The organism is Shinella zoogloeoides (genome assembly GCF_022682305.1).
GTDB classification, from domain to species: domain Bacteria; phylum Pseudomonadota; class Alphaproteobacteria; order Rhizobiales; family Rhizobiaceae; genus Shinella; species Shinella zoogloeoides_B.
On the sequence record NZ_CP093528.1, the window covers coordinates 4219438 to 4236350 of the forward strand.

Here is a 16913-nt window from a genome sequence, read left to right on the forward strand (position 1 = left end):
ACCATACATGTAAGGCGACTGTTAACCATAATTACACCATTGCCGGTCAATGTGGGCGGATAGGCGACTCCGCAGCTCAGGAACAACCACATGAAACCGGCGCGAATCATCATTCTGGCAGTAGCCGTCGTTTCGGCGGGCGTCGCGGGGCTGCTTGCCCTGCAGGTCGCCCGCGGCGGGCGCGTGGTGTCGCGGACCGAAACCGTCGTCGAGCGCGAGCCGACGATCAACGTGCTGGTCGCCAAGGAAAGCCTGCCGGTCGGCGCGCGCCTCAACCCGAGCACGGTCGCCTGGGCGGCCTGGCCGAAGGGGTCGCTCGTCGAAGGCTTCATCACCGACCAGAACCGGCCGGACGCGGTGGAAGCGCTGAACGGAGCCATCACGCGCCTGCCGATCTTCAACGGCGAGCCGATCCGCCAGGAGAAGATCGCCGATTCGTCGAACCGGATCATGTCCTCGCTGCTGCCCTCCGGCAAACGCGCCGTGGCGACGGAGATTACCGTGGCGACGGGCGCGGGCGGCTTCGTGCTGCCGAACGACCGCGTCGACGTCATCATGGTGCGCAAGGGTGATACCGGCGGCTACGTGACCGAGACCGTACTGTCCAACGTGCGGGTCCTCGCGATCGACCAGCAGATCCAGGAAAAGCCCGACGGCTCGAAATCGGTCGTCGGCAACACGGCCACGCTGGAACTCAACCCGGACCAGACCAGGGTGATCATGGTCGCCCAGGAAATGGCCGAGCGACTGTCGCTGGCGCTGCGTTCCGTTGCGGATGCGCAGGAGCCGGACAACAGCGCGGCCGACTACCTGCTTAGCGGAAAAGACGGCGCGCCGCAGGTCCAGATAATCAAGACCGGTGAAATCGTCGGCTCCTCCAAGCCGGCCGCAGAGTAAGAAACGATCAGGAGCTGACCCGTGTTTGGTATTGCCAGGACTTTTAGAGCTTCTGTCGCAGGCGGACTGAGTTTCTGCCTGGCGTTTTCCGGCCTGCCGGCCGTTTATGACGGCGGCCTCGCCGCCTCGGCGGCGACGTCGTCGGTCATCCGCATCCAGGACAGTGGCCCCGGCGCGCGCAAGGCGATCCGGCTCGGCCTCAACAAGGCCATCGTCATCGACCTGCCGAGCGACGCGCACGACATTCTCGTCGCCGACCCGGTGAAGGCGGACGCCGTGACGCGCACCTCGCGCCGCATCTATCTCTTCGGCAAGGAAGTCGGACAGACCAACATCTTCGTCTTCGGCCCGAATGGCGAGGAGATCGTCAGCATCGACCTGAATGTGGAGCGCGACGTCGACGGCCTTCAGGCGAACCTGCGCCGCTTCATTCCCGATTCCGACATCCAGGTCGAGATCATCTCCGACAACATCGTCCTCAGCGGCACCGTGCGCACGCCGCAGGACGCGACCCAGGCGGTCGATCTGGCGGAAATCTTCCTCAAGGGCGGCGAGGCGGCGACCCGCAAGCTCGACTACAAGTCCGGTGAGAACACCATCAGGGGCGGTTCCCGCGAATCCCAGGTGGTCAACATGCTGCGCGTCGAGGGCGAGGATCAGGTCACGCTGAAGGTGACCGTCGCGGAAATCCGCCGTGAAGTCCTCAAGCAGCTCGGTTTCGACAACACGTTCCAGCGTCTTCCCGGCGCCTCCGGCTCCGGCCTCGAGACACTGATCTTCGATACGGCCAGCAACGGCGTCGCTGGCAATGTCGTCGGCAATATCGGCAAGCTCGGCATAGACACCGCTCTCAGCGCGCTCGAACAGGCAAAGGCCATCCGCACGCTGGCCGAGCCGACCCTGACCGCGGTTTCCGGCCAGTCCGCCACCTTCAACTCCGGTGGCGAGCGGCTTTACTCCGTCTCGGACGGCGATGGCGGCACCCGCATCGAGACCTATCAGTACGGCATCTCGCTCGGCTTCACGCCCACGGTGCTCTCCTCGGGCCGTATCGGCCTGCGCATCAAGACCAAGGTTTCTGAACCCGTTCTGGACTCGAAGGGCGCGGTCGGCGAATACCGCCGCCGCGACGCCGAAACCGTCGTCGAGCTTCCGTCGGGCGGTTCCATCGCGCTGGCGGGCCTCATCCGCGACGAGACGCAGCAATCCGTATCCGGCACGCCGGTCGCCTCCAAGGTTCCGGTGCTCGGCGCGCTGTTCCGCCACAAGGCCATCGAGCGCAACGAGACGGAACTGGTGATCATCGCCACGCCCTATCTGGTCAAGCCGGTCAACCGCAACGCGCTTTCGCGGCCGGATGACAATTTCAGCGCGGCCAACGACGCGGCGAGTGTCTTCCTCGGCCAGGTGAACCGGCTCTACGGCCGGAAGAACGGGCTGCCGGCCCAGCGCTACGAAGGCAGCGTCGGGTTCATCTACAAATGATCGGGTGCGACGTGACGAAGGGACGGGCCCAGCCAATGGCAAACGAAATGCACAGCACCGGAAAGAACGACCGCATGAACCGCAATCCGAGGCGCAACGCCGCGCTCCTGGCCATGGCCGCCGTCATCGCGCTCGCCTCCGGTTGCGCCAATGCCGACCGCACGACGACCGGCGCCTTGCCGGACGACTACCGCACCCGCCACCCGATCGTCGTCGGCGAGCAGGAGCGGACGATCGACATCCCGATCGCCACGGGCGCGACGCGGCTGACCCGCGGCCAGAGCGAGGTGATCGCCGGCTTCGCGGACCGCTATTCCAACGAATCCTCCGGCATGTTCCGCATCGTCGTGCCGCAGGGCTCGCGCAACGACGCGGCGACCACGGTGGCCGCCCGCCAGATCCGTAAGGTCCTCGCCCGTCAGGGCGTGCCGGCCAATCGGGTGCTGATCGAAAGCTATTCCGCCCCCGATCCGGAGGAGGCCTCGCCGATCCGGCTCAGCTATTTCGCCATCGCCGCTTCGACGGCGCCCTGCGGCCAGTGGCCGGAGGATATGGTGTTCAACACCTTCGAGAACAAGAATTACTATAATTTCGGCTGCGCCACGCAGAGCAACCTCGCAGCCCAGATCGCCGATCCGAACGACCTTCTCGGCCCCCGCCGCATGACGCCGGCAGACGCCACACAGCGCGGCAAGGCGCTGGAGCGTTACCGCGAAGCCTATACCAGCATGGGAGGATCGTGACGATGCCTTCCCACTCCCCGAGCAAAGCCAGGGTAACGCCATGAGCACGGTTGATTACGACTTCGACAACGGGCGTATGCAGGACGCGGCGGACGAGACGGTTCGCGCCGCGGACCTCGAGGCCCTGCGTCCGCTGCCGCGCATCTCCGTGCACGCCTTCTGCGAGAGCGAGGCGATGCTGCGCATGATGGAGCGCTGCGGGCAGGACCGCCGCATGGCGAAGGTGAGCCTGAAGGTTTCCAGCGCCAGCATCGCGGCGGCGGCCAGCATGTTCGCTTCCGCGCCGACGCCCAATCTCCTGATCCTCGAAACCTCGGCGCAGCCGGGCGACATCATGGACGAGCTGGCCCCGCTCGCCGAGGTGTGCGACCCCAGCACCAAGGTGATCATCGTCGGGCGCTACAACGATATCCCGCTCTACCGCGAGCTGATCCGCAACGGCATTTCCGAATATATGGTCGGCCCGGTCGGCATGGCCGAGGTGCTGAACGCCATGGCGGCGATCTTCATCGACCCGGACGCCGAGCCGCTTGGCCGCTCCATCGCCTTCATCGGCGCCAAGGGCGGGGTCGGGTCCTCGACCATCGCGCATAACTGCGCCTTCGACATTTCCAGCCTGTTCCAGACCGAGGTGATCCTCGCCGATCTGGACCTGCCCTACGGCACGGCCAATATCGATTTCGACCAGGATCCGCCGCAGGGCCTTTCCGAGGCGATCTTCGCGCCGGAACGGCTCGACGAGGTCTTCCTCGACCGCCTGCTGGCGAAGTGCTCCGAGCATCTTTCGCTGCTCGCCGCCCCCTCCATGCTCGACCGCGCCTACGATCTCGAGCGCGGCGCCTTCCAGCCGGTCCTCGAGGTGCTCCAGCGCAGCGCGCCGGTGACGGTGCTTGACGTGCCGCACGCCTGGTCGGAATGGACGCGCACCCTGCTGTCGGAGGTCGACGAGCTGGTCATAACGGCCGTGCCCGACCTCGCGAACCTGCGCAACACCAAGAACATGATCGACGCGCTGAAGAAGCTCCGGCCGAACGACAAGCCGCCGCACCTGATCCTCAACCAGGTCGGCATGCCGAAGCGCCCGGAAATCGCCCCGGCGGATTTCTGCGAGCCGCTCGGCATCGAGCCGGTTGCGATCATCCCCTTCGACGCACAGCTTTTCGGTACGGCGGCCAATAGCGGCCGGATGATCGCGGAGATGGATCGCAAGTCGCCGACGGCGGAGACCTTCTCGCAGATCGCTCATCTGGTGACGGGACGCGCGACGGTGAAGAAACCAAAGAAGGCCGGCCTCGGCAAGATGCTCGGCCTGCTCGGACGGAAGTAGCCCATAGGGGCGATGCAACAGACTGGATGAAGCGGCATGTTCGGCAAGCGCGGCAATGAAGGTTCCGGCAAGAGCGGCACGATGGGTCAGGCAGCCCATGCCGTGCCCGCGGCCGCCACGACGGTAACGGCCGAGCGGCCGGTCGCCGCCGCGCCCGCGCAGCCCGTCTTCGAGCCGGCGCCGCCGCCGCCGGCCGCGGCCACGCGCCGCCGCGTGGCGCGCACGGAAGATTACTACGACACCAAAAGCCAGGTCTTCTCCGCGCTCATCGACACGATCGACCTGTCGCAGCTCGCCAAGCTCGACACGGAAAGCGCGCGCGAGGAAATCCGCGATATCGTTAACGATATCATCACGATCAAGAACTTCGCGATGTCGATCTCCGAGCAGGAGGAACTGCTCGACGACATCTGCAACGACGTTCTCGGCTACGGTCCGCTGGAGCCGCTGCTGGCGCGCGACGACATTGCCGATATCATGGTGAACGGCGCCGGCAAGACCTATATCGAAGTGGCCGGCAAGGTGCAGGAATCGGAGATCCGCTTCCGCGACAATGCCCAGCTTCTCTCGATCTGCCAGCGCATCGTCAGCCAGGTCGGCCGCCGCGTCGACGAATCCAGCCCGATCTGCGACGCGCGCCTTCCCGATGGCTCGCGCGTCAACGTCATCGCCCCGCCGCTCGCCATCGACGGCACCGCGCTCACCATCCGCAAGTTCAAGAAGGACAAGCTGACGCTCGACCAGCTCGTGCGCTTCGGCTCGATCACGCCGGAAGGCGCGGCGCTCCTCCAGATCATCGGCCGCGTGCGCTGCAACCTCGTCATCTCCGGCGGTACCGGCTCGGGCAAGACGACGCTGCTCAACTGCCTCACCAACTATATCGACCGGGACGAGCGGGTGATCACCTGCGAGGACTCGGCCGAACTCCAGCTCCAGCAGCCGCATGTCGTGCGCCTCGAAACCCGCCCGCCGAACATCGAGGGCGAGGGCGAGATCACCATGCGCGACCTCATCAAGAACTGCCTGCGCATGCGTCCCGAACGTATCATCGTCGGCGAAGTGCGCGGCCCGGAGGTCTTCGACCTGCTGCAGGCGATGAACACTGGCCACGACGGCTCCATGGGCACGATCCACGCCAACACGCCGCGCGAATGCCTTTCCCGTATGGAATCGATGATCGCCATGGGCGGCTATACCCTGCCGGCCAAGACCGTGCGCGAGATCATCGCCGGCTCCATCGACGTCATCATCCAGGCCTCGCGCCTGCGCGACGGCTCGCGCCGCATCACCCACATCACCGAAGTGGTCGGCATGGAAGGCGACGTCATCGTCACGCAGGACCTGATGCGCTTCGAGATGCAGGGCGAGGACGCCAACGGCCGGATCATCGGCCAGCATATGGGCACGGGCATCGGCAAGCCGCACTTCTGGGATCGCGCCCGCTACTTCAACGAGGACAAGCGCCTGGCGGCGACGCTCGACGCGATGGAAAAGCCGTAAGGGGCAGGGATGTTCGGACTGGATATCACCATCGTCGCGATTTTCGCGTTGGCCGCGCTCTCCACCGCGGGCCTCGCCTACGGGCTGCTCTTCTCGCGCATCGAGGCGCAGAAGAAGGCGGAAAGCCGCGTTCGCCGCGTACAGGCCAGCGAGACGGACCAGGCCCGCGCGAAGGTCGCGCGCGACCGCATGCAGGAGCTTTCCAAGCGCCGCCGGTCGGTACAGGAATCCCTAAAGGATCTCGAGAAGAAGCAGCGGGAACAGACCAAGCGCGTCGCGACGACGCTGAAGGCGAAGCTCGCGCAGGCGGGCCTATCGGCCACGCCCACGAAATTCTACGTGCTCAGCGCCGTTTTCGGTCTCTTCGCCTTCGTGCTGACGCTCCTGGCGGGCGCCGGTCTTCTGATATCGCTCGGTGTTGCCTTCATCGCCGCAGTGGGCTTTCCCCGCTGGTTCGTCGGTTTCCTCATCAAGCGCCGGCTGAAAAAATTCCTTCAGGAATTCCCCAATTCGCTCGATGTCATGGTGCGCTCGATCAAGTCGGGCCTGCCGCTTACCGACGCCCTTCGGCTCATCGCGTCCGAGGGACAGGAACCGGTGCGCACGGAGTTCCGCAAGGTCGTCGAATCCCAGCAGGTGGGCCTCAGTGTGCCGGAGGCCTGCGCGCGCATGTTCACCAGCATCCCGCTGCCGGAAGTCAACTTCTTCGCCATCGTCATCGCCATCCAGAGTCAGGCGGGCGGTAACCTTTCCGAAGCGCTCGGCAATCTTTCCCGCGTGCTGCGCGAACGCCGCAAGATGCGCGAAAAGGTCGGCGCGCTCTCGATGGAGGCCAAGGCCTCGGCGGTCATCATCGGCGCCCTGCCGTTTATCGTGACGCTGCTCGTCTACTTAACCTCGCCGGAATACATCATGGTCCTGTTCACGGATCCGCGCGGCCATATCATCCTCGGCATTTCCGGGGTCTGGATGTCCATCGGTATCTTCGTGATGCGCAACATGATCAATTTCGACATCTAGGATATCCGGTCATGGTCGCCCTGCTCACCGATCCAGCGTTCCTTCTCCCGGCCTTCGTGGTGATCGCCATTCTGGCGACCTTCTATACGCTTGCTGCGCCCTATTTCGAACGCGGCGACCTCGACAAGCGCATGAAGTCGGTGGCGCTGGAGCGCGAGCAGATGCGCGCGCGCGAGCGCGCCCGCCTCAATGCGGAAGCCGTGCAGAACAAGGCCTCGCTGCGCGCCCAGCACAACACCTCGGTCCGTCAGGTCGTCGAGCGGCTGAACCTGCGTGAGGCGCTGGTCGATGCCAATACGATGAACCGTCTGCGGCAGGCGGGCTACCGCTCCCAGAACGCACTCAACGTTTTCCTCTTCGCGCGCTTCATCCTGCCTTTCGTTTTCCTGGCGCTCGCCGTCTTCTACATCTTCTATCTCGGCTTTCTCGGCGACAAGCCGCTGCCTATGCGCCTTTTCGCAACGATCGGGATCGCTTATCTCGGCTTCTATGCGCCGAATATATTCGTTTCCAACCAGGTGTCGAAGCGCCAGCAATCGATCCGCCGGGCCTGGCCGGATGCGCTCGACCTCATGCTGATCTGCGTGGAATCGGGCATTTCCATCGAAGTGGCCTTCAAGCGCGTCGCCGACGAGATCGCCATGGCCTCGCCGGCGCTGGCCGAGGAGCTGGTGCTCACAACGGCCGAGCTTTCCTTCCTGCAGGAACGGCGGCAGGCCTACGAGAATCTCGGCACGCGCGTCGGTCTCGACACGGTGAAAGCGGTAACGCAGGCCCTCATCCAGGCCGAGCGCTACGGCACGCCGCTCGCCCAGGCGCTGCGCGTGCTGGCGCAGGAATGCCGCGACCAGCGCATGAACGAAGCGGAAAAGAAGGCCGCCGCCCTGCCGCCGAAGCTGACCGTGCCGATGATCCTGTTCTTCCTGCCCGTGCTGATCGCCGTCATCCTCGGCCCCGCCGGCATCCAGGTTTCCGACCGCTTCTAACCCTCCGGACATGAAAACGCCCCGGTCGACGTTCTGTCGGCCGGGGCGTTTGCGTCTTGGGAGGGACGCTTGGTTGTCAGTTCGTGCCGCCGCTGTCGTCGGCCGCCAGCTTCTTCCAGGCGTTCTGCTGGGTCAGCATGGCGCGCAGATACGCGACATTGGCCTCGGCCTGCGCGGCGGTCAGCTCCTGGCGGGCGATGGTCTCGGCCTCCTGGAAGCGGCCCTGCAGGCCGACGGCGAGCGCGAGGTTCTGGCGCACGCCGCTGTCGGCGCCGGGTTGCTGGGCGGCCGAGCGCAGATAGGTCTCGGCAGTCTTCAGGTCGCGGGCGAGCACATAGGACATGCCGAGATTGGACAGGACCGAAGGCTCGTTCGGCTGGATATCGAGCGCTTCGCGGTAGCGCTGGCGCGCTTCGCCCGAGCGGCCGAGCTGGTCGAGGATCGCGCCCTCGGCGGATTTCAGCTTCCAGTCCGGCCGATCCGGGGTCTGGGCGCGCAGGATCGTGTCCAGCGCCTGCTGGAGCTGGCCGGCGGCGGCCTGCGCCTTGCCGTAGGCGGCGAGCACCTCGCGGTTGTTGGGATTGTTGATAGCGACCTGCTGCATGACGGCGAGCGCCTGGTCGTTGCGCCCGTTCATGCGCAGGACGCTGGCATAGTTCATGCCGACCTGCGGGTCCTTGGGGTTTTTCTCATAGGCCTGGCCGATGCTGTCGGCGGCGCTGCGCAGCTCCGTCGCGGTCATCGTGCCGACCGGCTTTCCGCTGTTCGGGATGGAGCCGGTGGTCATGTTGCTCTTGCCGGCGCAGCCCGCGACCGTGATGCCGATGGCAAGGAGGGCCGCGCCGGTCAGGAGCGTCGAGCGAAATGAAGGAGGGCAAGCGGCCATGATCAGTCCCCGAAGCGATTTCCGCATCCCGCGGCGGTTAAGGAATCACGCCGCAATCTCCGCTCCAGCAATAATCTGTTAACCCTAACAGAGTGTTAATTGCCCTCGTTCAGAGATTCGCTTCAAAGGTTCCGCCATGGCCCCCTTCCAGTTCATCGACAGGCCCTCTCCTTTCAATACGAAAGGCGGCAGGACCCTGCCGATCTTCGCCATCACCCCGGCCCATATCGAGACCGGGACGATCGATCCGATCGCGCTCGATTGGGCGAAGAAGGCCGGTTTCAAGGCGGAAGCGGGTGCGCTCCTGATGGTGCCGACGGAGGACGGGCATCTCGGCGGCGCGTTGTTCGGCCTCGGCAAGAACCCGTCGGACGCACCCTTCCTGACGGGCAAGCTCGCCCGCGCACTCCCGGCTGGCGACTGGCATATCGAGACCGCGCCGCTGACGGCGAACCGTCTCTCCCTCGGCTACGGCCTCGGCAGCTACCGCTTCGAGCGCTACAAGGCGTCCGCCTCAGAAGCGCCGACCCTGCTCATTCCGACCGATGCCGACGCGACGGACATCAAGCGCCAGCTCGCCGGCGTCTTCCTTGCCCGCGACCTCATCAACACGCCGACCAACGACATGGGTCCGGAAGTGATGGAGGATGTCTTCCGCGCGCTGGGCGAGCACTACAAGGCGAAGGTCTCGGTCATCACCGGCGACGATCTCCTCAAGGAGAACTTCCCGCTCATCCACACGGTCGGGCGCGCCGCCGCGCAGGCCCCGCGCCTGCTCGAACTGCGCTGGGGCAAGAAGGGCGGCAAGCGGGTGACGCTGGTCGGCAAGGGCGTCTGCTTCGACACCGGCGGCCTCGACATCAAGCCGGCCTCCTCCATGCTGCTGATGAAGAAGGACATGGGCGGCGCGGCGAATGTCATGGGCCTTGCCCTGATGATCATGGATGCCAAGCTGAAGGTGGACCTGCGCGTGCTGCTGCCGGTGGTGGAGAATTCCATCTCGGCCAATGCCTTCCGCCCCGGCGACATCTACAGGAGCCGCAAGGGCCTGACGGTGCAAATTGACAACACGGACGCCGAGGGCCGGCTGATCCTTGCCGATGCGCTCGCCTATGCGGACGAGGAGGATGCCGATCTCATCATCGATATGGCGACGCTGACGGGCGCCGCCCGCGTCGCGCTCGGCCCGGATCTTCCGCCCTTCTTCACCGACGACGAGGACCTTGCCCACGACCTCACCGAGGCGAGCCTTGCGGTGGACGATCCGATGTGGCGCATGCCGCTCTACATGGGCTACGACAAGGATGTCTCCGCCCGCATCGCCGACCTCACCAATGCTCCCTCGGGCGGCATGGCGGGCTCGATCACGGCGGCGCTCTTCCTCAAGCGCTTCGTGACGCGCAACAAGCGCTGGGCGCATTTCGACATCTACGGCTGGGCGCAGGCCGAGCGGCCGCATTCGCCTATCGGCGGCGAGGCGCAGGCGATCCGCGCGCTCTACCATCACCTGCGCAACGTCACCGCGTAAGCCCGAAGCTTCCCTTCGGGCGAATGATACGGTAGCGTAACGAAATCATTCGCCCGGGAGAAACCGCCGTGCCGGTAGATCTGTCCCCATCGCAGGCCCTCGGCCTCTGGCACGCGGTCACCTTGCAGCAGGTGCATCACGACGGGCGCGACCTGACGCTGCGCCAGCTTGCCATCCTGCTCGAAATCTATCTCGTGCCGCCGCCGCATACCGTGCGGGGGCTCGCCGCCAAGCTCGGCGTCACCAAGCCGGTCATCACGCGGGCGCTCGACACGATGGGCGAACAGGGCCTCGTCACCCGCCAGCGCGACGAGCGCGACAAGCGCAACGTCGTCATCAAGCGCACGGTGGAAGGCGCCCTCTTCCTCGAACGCCTCGGCGATCTTATAATCGCCACAGGCCGCAGCCAGACTTCCTGAAGGTTTCCGCGAGAAGATCATGAACGCCCAGCCAGACCGTCGCCTCCACGCCTATCGTCCCGATCTTGCCGAGGAGGCCCTGCGCGGCTCCGTCACGGCCGGACACTATGTCGCCGGCACGCCGGCGCGCCTTTCCGCCCCCGTCGCCTCCCTTCGACCCCGACCGGACGAGACGGCCGGCATCGATACGCAGGTGCTGTTCGGCGAGGGCGTCCGCGTGCTCGACCGGGCGGACGGCTGGGCCTGGGTGAAATCGGATTTCGACGGTTATGTCGGCTATCTGCCGGAAACGGCGCTGGATGCCACGGTGACCCCGGCGACCCACGTGGTCGCCGTTCCGCGCACCTTCGCCTATACCGGCCCGGACCTGCGCACGCCCACGGCCTTTGCGCTCTCTATCGGAAGCCGGCTAACGGTTGTCGGCGATAGCGAGACGCGCGGGACGCGCTATTTCACATTGGAAGGCGGGCAGTCCGTCGTTGCCGGCCATTGCCTGCCGGTCGGCGGGACGGCGAGCGACGACTATGTCGCCATTGCCGGCCGTTTCCTTGAAACGCCCTATCTGTGGGGCGGCCGCTCCGGCTTCGGGCTCGACTGTTCGGCCCTCGTGCAGCTCTCGATGATGCTGGCAGGAAAGAGCGCGCCGCGCGATTCCGACATGCAGGCAGCCGGCCTCGGCACGCCCATTGAGCGGGAAGAACTGCGGCGCGGCGATCTGGTGTTCTGGAAGGGCCATGTCGCCATCATGGAAGACGAGGCGACCATCATTCACGCCAACGGCCATACGATGAGCGTGGCGCGCGAGCCGCTCGCCGACGCCATCGAGCGCACCGGCTACCTTTACCAGCAGCCGACGGGCTATCGCCGTCCTGTTTAAAACAGCGTCTCGTAGGTGTCGGGCTTGAATCCGGCGGTCAGCGTGCCGTCGCGGTCGAGGATCGGGCGCTTGATCATCGAGGGCTGGGCGTGCATCAGCGCGATGGCTTTCGCGGCGTCGATGTCCTGCTTGTCGGCGTCCGGAAGGGCGCGGAAGGTGGTGCCGGAGCGGTTGAGCACGGTTTCCCAACCGAGCGCCTCGACCCAGCGCGCAAGGCTCTCCGTGTCGATGCCTTCCGCCTTGTAGTCATGGAGGCGGTAGGCAACGCCCCTTGCGTCGAGCCAGGTCCGGGCCTTCTTCATCGTGTCGCAGTTCTTGATGCCGTAGAGCGTGACCGTCACGTCTGTCTCCTCATGCTTTGCCAGCGCCTTCATAGAGCGCCGGCGTCCTTACGTCACCCCGAGATAGCGGCCGGGGCGATGGTTGATGGCGAGCGTCATGTTGACGACGACCGCGCCGAGCACGGACAGGGCGAGGCGGTCGAGCGGAATGACGAAGAAGGCGGCCGAGAGAATGGCAAGGTCTACGGCGAGCTGGAAATAGCCGGCGCGCAGGCCGAAACGGTCCTGCAGGTAGATCGCCACGACATTGATGCCCCCGAGACCCGTGCGGTGGCGGAAGAGGATGAGAAGGCCGGTGCCCGACAACGCGCCACCCATGATCGCCGCATAGAGCGGGTCGAGATGGGAAAACGAGATCAATTCTGATGTGAGCCGGCTAAAGATCGAGACCAGCGTGACCGCCGCAAAGGTGCGCAGCGTGAAGGCCCAGCCGAGCTTTTTCACGGCAAGGATGTAGAAGGGCAGGTTGATGGCGAAGAACAGCCACCAGAAGCCGATACCGGTCGCATATTGCAGGAGCAGGGCGAGGCCCGCCGTGCTGCCGGCGAGCAGCACGGCCTTGGTGTAGATCACCACGCCGAGCGCCATGAACATCGTGCCGACGAGGATGGCGATGATATCCTCGTAGGCGGAATGGCGCTCGGGCTGGGTTGCTGTCTCGACGCTCATCTTTCCCTCAGAGGCTCAGGAATTTCTCGATGACGGCATCGACTTCCGCCGTCTTGAGACCGGCAATGTTGATGCGGCCGGAGGTCGGCATGTAGATGGCGTGCTCGGCACGCAGCTTCAGGACGTCGGCCTCTTCCAGCGGCAGCAGCGAGAACATGCCCTCCTGCTCGCGGATGGCGGTCAGCACCTGCCAGCGGGCGGAAAGGCCAGCGGCAAGGCGTTCGCGGATCGCGGTGATGCGCAGGCGCATGGTCTCAATTTCGGCCTTCCAGTCGGCCGCGAGCGCCGCATCGCCGAGGATCGTGCTGACGATTGCCGCGCCATGGTCCGGCGGCATGGAATAGCTGGTGCGGGCGAGCGCGGCGAGGTTGCTGCGCACGGAAAGAGCGGTGTCGGGATTGCCGCAGACGGCATAGATCGCGCCGGTGCGCTCGCGGTAGAGTCCGAAGGACTTCGAGCAGGAGACGGACACGAGCGCTTCCGGCACGGTGGAGAGCAGCGTGCGCAGGCCCGCGGCGTCCTCGTCGAGGCCGCGACCGTAGCCCTGATAGGCGATGTCGACCAGCGGCAGCAGGCCCTTTTCCGCGATGAGGTCGGAAACGGCGCGCCACTGGTCGGCCGAAAGGTTTGCGCCCGTCGGGTTGTGGCAGCTGGCATGCAGCAGCACGGCATCGCCCGGTGCCGCGCCCGCGAGCGCTTCCATCATGCGGTCGAAGAGAACGGCCTGCGAGGGGATGTCGAAGAAGGGATAGGTGATGACCTCCAGGCCGGCGGCCTTGAAGATGCTGGCATGGTTCGGCCAGCTCGGCAGGCCGAGCCAGATGCCCTTGGTGCCCATGCGCGCCATCAGGTCGGCGGCAAGGCGCAGCGCGCCGGAGCCGCCCGGCGTCTGGAGAGCGGCGGTGGCGCGGCCCTTGCCGGCCTCGCCCGTCGTCAGCGCCCAGAGGCGGTCGAGGAAGACCGGGTCGCCTTCCGGGCCGACATAGGCCTTGGTCGGCTGCGTTTCGACGAGGCGGCGCTCGGCTTCCTTCACCGCGCGGAAGATCGGTGTCGCGCCCGTCTCGTCGCGATAGACGCCGACACCGAGGTCCACCTTGCCGGCGCGCTCGTCCGCCCGGAAAAGGCCGATGAGGGCGAGTAGCGGATCGTCAGGCTGGCGGGTGAGGGCGTCGAACATGGCCGGTTTCCTGTGTGGGTGGAGTGTGACAGCGGTGTAGGACAAAGTGCTCGCAAAATCGACTATGATATTGCGAGGAAAGCGCAAGAAGCTTTTGTCTTATTGCTGCATATCGATAGATTGATATGGGTTTTTGCGTGGAGGACAATATGGAGAAAAGAGCGGGCGGCGAGCCGGTGCTGGACCAGACGGATCGGCGCATCATCCGCCTGCTCGTCGAGGATGCCGGACTCTCCAACAACCAGCTCGCGGAGAAGGTCGGCCTCTCGCCCGCGCCGCTCTCGCGCCGGCTGGCGCGGCTGGAGGCGAGCGGCGTGATCCGCCACACGGTCATCGTCGATCCGCGCGCGGCCGGCATCGGTTTCCAGGCGTTTCTGGAGGTGACGCTGGAGCGCACGGCGCCGAAGGTGGGCGAGCGCTTCATCGATCTCGTGCGGCGCATGCCGGAGGTGGTGGAGTGCCATACGGTCGCCGGCGATTTCGATTTCCTCCTCAAGATCGCGGTGAAGGACGTCGCGGATTACCGACGGCTGCTGTGGAGCGAATTCGAGCGCATGGGCGAGATCAAGACGCTGCGCTCGACCATCCTGCTCGACAGTCCGAAGATGCAGGACAGCCCGCTTCCCTGAGATATTCGCGGAACCTTTCTTGGCGGCCGGAGGTTGCCGATGGAGGTAAAGCGCCCATATGATGGGCTGCGCCACGAAGGAAGGGCAAGTGGACAGGAAGCTGAACGACAAGGTCATGTCGGCCGCGCTGCTGGCGGCCATCCGCAACCGCCGCGGCCACCGGCCGCCGGAGAACAATCGCCCGGGCGACACCGTCATCGCGTCCTACAACGTGCACAAATGCGTGGGCGTCGACCGGCGTTTCGATCCCGAACGCACGGCAAGCGTGATCGCGGAGATAGACGCCGACATCATCGCCATCCAGGAAGCGGACAAGCGCTTCGGCGAACGCTCCGGCCTCCTCAATCTCGATGTGCTGGAGCGCGACTGCGGCCTCGTGCCGGTGCCCATCACCGCGCTGTCCTCCACCGGCCACGGCTGGCACGGCAACATGATCATGATCCGCAAGGGCGCCGTCGGCGGCGTGCGGCAGCTCAAGCTGCCGGGCGTCGAGCCGCGCGGCGCGCTGGTCGTGACGCTCGACCTGCCGCTTGGCAAGCTGCGGCTCGTCGCCGCGCATTTCGGCCTCCTGAAGCGTTCGCGCGAGCAGCAGGCGATGGCGATCCTCGCCTCTGTCGCGGAGGAAGAGGACATGCCGACGCTGCTCGTCGGCGATCTCAATGAATGGCGGGTCGGCCGCCGCTCCTCGCTATCGCGCCTCCAGCCGACCTTCGATCCGGCCTCCGGCGCGGTGCCGAGCTTCCCGTCCCGCTTTCCGGTTCTGGCGCTCGACCGGGCGCTCGGCCATCCGCACGATCTTGTCACCTCCGTCGAGGTGCACGACACGCCGCTCGCCCGCATCGCCTCCGATCACCTGCCGATCAAGGCGCATATCGATCTCAAGGTCGCTTCCGAGCGTTCTATAGATAGGGTGAGCCAAGCCATGTGATGCGCTCGACGAGGCGCTGGGCGAAGGGCCGCGCCGTGAGGTCTTCGAGCTTCACTTCCCTCGCCTGCGAAAGGGCGGCGTCGATGCGATTGCCGATGAGGTCGGCGAAGTCCGGATCCACCACCTCGATATCCACCTCGAAATTCAGCCGCAGCGAACGCGGGTCGATGTTCGACGAGCCGACATAGGACCAGGCGCCATCGACGACCGTGAGCTTGGAATGGTTGAAGGCGCCGGAGGCCCGCCAGATGCGGCAGCCGTATTTCAGAAGCTGGTCGAACTGCGCCGTCATGGCGAGATCGACGAGCTTGAGGTTATTGGCGGAGGGTACGACGATGTCGATCTCCACCCCGCGCCGCGCGGCGGTGACGATGGCGCTGATCAGCTCGCGGTCGGGCAGGAAATAGGGCGACATGATGCGGATATGCCGCTTGGCGACGGAGACCGCGCCCATCAGCATGCGGTGGTTCGTCTCAAGGCTCTTGTCCGGCCCGGAGGGCACGACGCGGGCGAGCATGCCGCTGTCGGGCGCGTCCGGCGGCGGGGCGATCTGCCAGGTCTCGCCGGAGAGGTTGTCGCCGCCGGAAAAGCGCCAGTCCTCGCAGGCGATGCGGAAGAGATCGCTGACGACGGGGCCTGTGAGGCGGAAATGCGTGTCGAGCGCCGCCGCCTCGCCGGAGAACTCCGTGCAGAAGCCGGCACGGATATTGAGGCCGCCGGTAAAGGCGACGCTGCCGTCGACGATGAGGATCTTGCGGTGGGTGCGCAGGTTCGCATAGGGCAGGCGCAGACCCATGACGATATTGCCGTTGAAGACGTCGACGGGCACGTTTGCCTGCCTGAGGTCCGAGACGATGGACGGAATGGAATAGCGCGCGCCGACCGCATCGATCAGCACGCGCACCGCCACGCCGCGCGCGACGGCTGCCGAAAGCGCCGCCACGAAGCGCTCGCCCGCGCCGTCGCGGTCGAAGATGTAGGTCTCCATGAGAATGGAGCGCTCGGCCGTGTCGATGGCGGCGAGCATGGCGGCATAGGCTTCGTCGCCGGTCGAAAGCAGCGCGATGCGGTTGCCGGAGGTGAGCTTGCAGCGGCCGACGGCATCGCCGAGGCGCTGCATGGCAGCGAGCGCCCCGCCATAGGCAACCTGCACATGCTCGTTGGAGACGTCGTATTCCGCCATATGGTGCCAGCCGGCGGCAAGCAAGCCCTCGCGGCTGAGGTTCAGCGTCTTGCGGCGGATGCGGTTCACGCCACCGACGGCATAGATGAGGGGGCCGACGACCGGCGACAGCATGATGACGCCGACCCAGCCGATGGCGGCCCGCACCTCCTCCTTCGTCATGGTCGCGTGGATGGCGGCCGGCACGCCGAGGACGATCGACAGGGCGACGAGGATATGCGGCCAATAGGTGGAGAGCGTCTCAAACATGATGTGTGCGGACCATCCCAAGGCGGCAAACGCTTTTGCTGCCTTTATATATTGCTCTGGATGATACGA

The 16913-nt window shown here is 65.7% G+C and carries 17 protein-coding genes; 12 read left to right on the forward strand and 5 right to left on the reverse strand.

The genetic code is table 11. From position 1 onward, the window contains the following. Positions 1–90 precede the first annotated feature (90 nt). The 7 genes from cpaB to MOE34_RS20945 are packed head-to-tail and all read left to right on the forward strand — an operon-like array spanning position 91 to position 7958. Positions 91–897: a Flp pilus assembly protein CpaB gene (cpaB, locus tag MOE34_RS20915; protein ID WP_242219488.1), complete on the forward strand. Its 807-nt coding sequence runs from the start codon at positions 91–93 to the stop codon at positions 895–897. Between the two features lie 21 nt (positions 898–918). Further along, positions 919–2382, forward strand: a complete 1464-nt coding sequence (locus MOE34_RS20920) for a type II and III secretion system protein family protein (RefSeq protein ID WP_431522399.1) — start codon at positions 919–921, stop codon at positions 2380–2382. A gap of 47 nt (positions 2383–2429) precedes the next feature. Then, a complete protein-coding gene (locus tag MOE34_RS20925; protein ID WP_242219491.1) occupies positions 2430–3125 on the forward strand; it encodes a CpaD family pilus assembly protein in 696 nt (231 codons plus the stop codon). 40 nt (positions 3126–3165) lie between these two features. Then, positions 3166–4452: an AAA family ATPase gene (locus MOE34_RS20930; protein ID WP_242219493.1), complete on the forward strand. Its 1287-nt coding sequence runs from the start codon at positions 3166–3168 to the stop codon at positions 4450–4452. 36 nt (positions 4453–4488) lie between these two features. Continuing rightward, complete coding sequence (locus MOE34_RS20935; RefSeq protein WP_242219495.1) at positions 4489–5952, forward strand: CpaF family protein; 1464 nt, start codon at positions 4489–4491, stop codon at positions 5950–5952. 9 nt (positions 5953–5961) lie between these two features. Continuing rightward, a complete protein-coding gene (locus MOE34_RS20940; RefSeq protein ID WP_242219497.1) occupies positions 5962–6972 on the forward strand; it encodes a type II secretion system F family protein in 1011 nt (336 codons plus the stop codon). An 11-nt stretch (positions 6973–6983) separates the two neighbouring features. Then, the gene (locus MOE34_RS20945) at positions 6984–7958 is read left to right on the forward strand and encodes a type II secretion system F family protein (RefSeq protein ID WP_242219499.1); all 975 of its coding nucleotides are present in this window, start codon (positions 6984–6986) and stop codon (positions 7956–7958) included. 76 nt (positions 7959–8034) lie between these two features. Here the strand turns inward: MOE34_RS20945 and MOE34_RS20950 are convergent, their stop codons facing one another. Beyond that, a complete protein-coding gene (locus MOE34_RS20950; RefSeq protein WP_242219500.1) occupies positions 8035–8844 on the reverse strand; it encodes a tetratricopeptide repeat protein in 810 nt (269 codons plus the stop codon). Between the two features lie 136 nt (positions 8845–8980). Between MOE34_RS20950 and MOE34_RS20955 the strand changes: the two genes are divergently transcribed. From MOE34_RS20955 to MOE34_RS20965, 3 genes are all read left to right on the forward strand, one after another. Further along, positions 8981–10372 carry a leucyl aminopeptidase family protein gene (locus MOE34_RS20955; protein WP_242219502.1) on the forward strand — a complete coding sequence of 464 codons (1392 nt, stop codon included), beginning with the start codon at positions 8981–8983 and terminating at the stop codon, positions 10370–10372. 68 nt (positions 10373–10440) lie between these two features. Continuing rightward, positions 10441–10791 carry a MarR family transcriptional regulator gene (locus MOE34_RS20960; protein ID WP_242219504.1) on the forward strand — a complete coding sequence of 117 codons (351 nt, stop codon included), beginning with the start codon at positions 10441–10443 and terminating at the stop codon, positions 10789–10791. Positions 10792–10810: 19 nt separating this feature from the next. Next, positions 10811–11668, forward strand: a complete 858-nt coding sequence (locus tag MOE34_RS20965) for an NlpC/P60 family protein (RefSeq protein WP_242219507.1) — start codon at positions 10811–10813, stop codon at positions 11666–11668. Here MOE34_RS20965 and MOE34_RS20970 read toward each other — a convergent pair. Genes MOE34_RS20970 through MOE34_RS20980 form a run of 3 tightly spaced genes read right to left on the reverse strand, consistent with a single transcriptional unit; the run spans position 11665 to position 13855 of the window. After that, on the reverse strand, positions 11665–12009 hold the full coding sequence (locus MOE34_RS20970) for an ArsC family reductase (RefSeq protein ID WP_242224170.1): 345 nt from the start codon (positions 12007–12009) through the stop codon (positions 11665–11667). The genes MOE34_RS20965 and MOE34_RS20970 overlap by 4 nt on opposite strands. Before the next feature lie 48 nt (positions 12010–12057). After that, a complete protein-coding gene (locus tag MOE34_RS20975) occupies positions 12058–12678 on the reverse strand; it encodes a YitT family protein (RefSeq protein ID WP_242219508.1) in 621 nt (206 codons plus the stop codon). A gap of 7 nt (positions 12679–12685) precedes the next feature. Next, positions 12686–13855: an amino acid aminotransferase gene (locus MOE34_RS20980; RefSeq protein ID WP_242219510.1), complete on the reverse strand. Its 1170-nt coding sequence runs from the start codon at positions 13853–13855 to the stop codon at positions 12686–12688. Positions 13856–14004: 149 nt separating this feature from the next. Here MOE34_RS20980 and MOE34_RS20985 point away from each other — a divergent pair, with 149 nt between their 5' ends. After that, positions 14005–14484: an Lrp/AsnC family transcriptional regulator gene (locus MOE34_RS20985; RefSeq protein ID WP_242219512.1), complete on the forward strand. Its 480-nt coding sequence runs from the start codon at positions 14005–14007 to the stop codon at positions 14482–14484. A 115-nt stretch (positions 14485–14599) separates the two neighbouring features. Beyond that, on the forward strand, positions 14600–15412 hold the full coding sequence (locus MOE34_RS20990) for an endonuclease/exonuclease/phosphatase family protein (protein WP_242224173.1): 813 nt from the start codon (positions 14600–14602) through the stop codon (positions 15410–15412). On the opposite strand, the gene MOE34_RS20995 is transcribed toward MOE34_RS20990, so the two are convergent. Then, a complete protein-coding gene (locus tag MOE34_RS20995; RefSeq protein WP_242219513.1) occupies positions 15384–16844 on the reverse strand; it encodes a phospholipase D-like domain-containing protein in 1461 nt (486 codons plus the stop codon). The genes MOE34_RS20990 and MOE34_RS20995 overlap by 29 nt on opposite strands. Positions 16845–16913 lie beyond the last annotated feature (69 nt).